The organism is Moorena sp. SIO1G6 (assembly GCF_010672795.1).
GTDB classification, from domain to species: Bacteria; Cyanobacteriota; Cyanobacteriia; order Cyanobacteriales; family Coleofasciculaceae; genus Moorena; species Moorena producens.
The window spans coordinates 1-1,544 of sequence record NZ_JAAHFZ010000173.1; the positions used below are offsets into that span (position 1 = coordinate 1).

Annotated in this window: 2 pseudogenes; both read left to right on the forward strand. The window is 42.2% G+C overall.

The features are described 5' to 3' along the window. Positions 1-469 (forward strand): annotated as a pseudogene (locus tag F6K63_RS36805) (transposase); the annotation flags it as partial. 17 nt (positions 470-486) lie between these two features. Beyond that, positions 487-1,416, forward strand: a pseudogene (ltrA, locus tag F6K63_RS36810) (group II intron reverse transcriptase/maturase); the annotation flags it as partial. Positions 1,417-1,544: the final 128 nt, after the last annotated feature.

Consider the following 1,544-nt stretch of genomic DNA (forward strand, 5'->3'; position numbering starts at 1 on the left):
CTCGTCTAGAAGGAGAAAGAACATTTGCTATCGTTATGAATGCAACTTCAATTGAAGAGGCGACAGACATTGATTATTTTATCACTAATGTTGATTCATCTAAAGTAACAGCACAGTGGGTTATAACGACTTACTCTCAAAGAAATTGGGTAGAAGTATTCTATCGGGAAGCTAAGGGCTGGCTCGGCTTGAGAGAATACCAAGTCAGAGATAAAAGAAGTCTGATTCGCCATTTTATCCTAGTCTTCTGTGCCTACACTTTTATTCTTTGGCACAAGTTAACTGGAGGACTACAAAGACGCTGGGCTAATCAACCTTGGCCAAAGGCCACGCTACGCGAATGAATACTTTTACTGAGGCTCTAGAAGCTTTTCGTACTGCCATGTCTTTCCGTTTCTTTAATTGGTTGACCCAAAACCGAGACGTATTTGCCTCTTATAAAGCGAGTAAGGGCTTTATTTGGGGTTGATTTTTGTTTAAGTCCCATTAAACAATAAGCAGCGCCTCACCTTAGTAGCCAACCTCGAAGTCTCAAAAAAGGCACAACCCACCAGACGGGTATGGATTCCCAAACCCGGACGAACGGAAAAACGCCCTTTGGGTATCCCAACAATGTACGACCGTGCTCTACAGGCTCTCACTAAACAGGCACTTGAACCTGAATGGGAAGCCAAATTTGAACCTAACTCCTATGGATTCAGGCCAGGACGCTCATGTCACGATGCTATCGAAGCTATATTCAAAGGTATAAAACAGAAACCCAAATGGGTTCTTGATGCCGATATAGCCAAATGCTTCGACAGAATCAACCATGATGCACTTCTTTCAAAACTAAATACTTATCCATCCGTAAGAAGATTAATAAAATCCTGGCTTAAAGCTGGAGTGATGGATAATGGAACATTTTCACCTACAGAAGAGGGCACCCCCCAAGGTGGAGTCATATCTCCACTTCTGGCGAATATAGCCCTCCATGGAATGGAAAAACGAATTAACCAATACGCTGAAAGTTTACCCGGTTCAAAACGGGATAACAAGACAGCCCTCAATCTAATTCGTTATGCAGATGACTTTGTCATTATGCACAAAGACCTAACCGTGGTAGAGGAATGTCAAAGAATCATCAACACATGGTTGAATGACATGGGCTTGGAATTAAAACCAAGTAAGACAAGGATTACCCACGCATACGACGGATTTGACTTCCTAGGATTTAATATCCGGCAATATCAAGTGGGTAAATGTCATTCCAAACAAGGTTTTAAAACCATCATCAAACCATCAAAAGAGAAAATTCTAGAACATTATGGGCAGCTCTCAAAAGTCATAGAACAACACAGAGCTGCCCCTCAGGAGGCACTAATACGCCACCTCAAACCCATTATACGTGGATGGTGCAACTACTACAGAGGAGTCTCAGGGTAAGCGCAAGAAAATTTATGGGTTCGATATGCTAGAGTTTAAGGGAATGGAGGTTTCTAAAACTAAGCGCATATACCTTGTATCCATGCTGGCTCGTTTAGCTTTTTGACGAGTACTGCGTT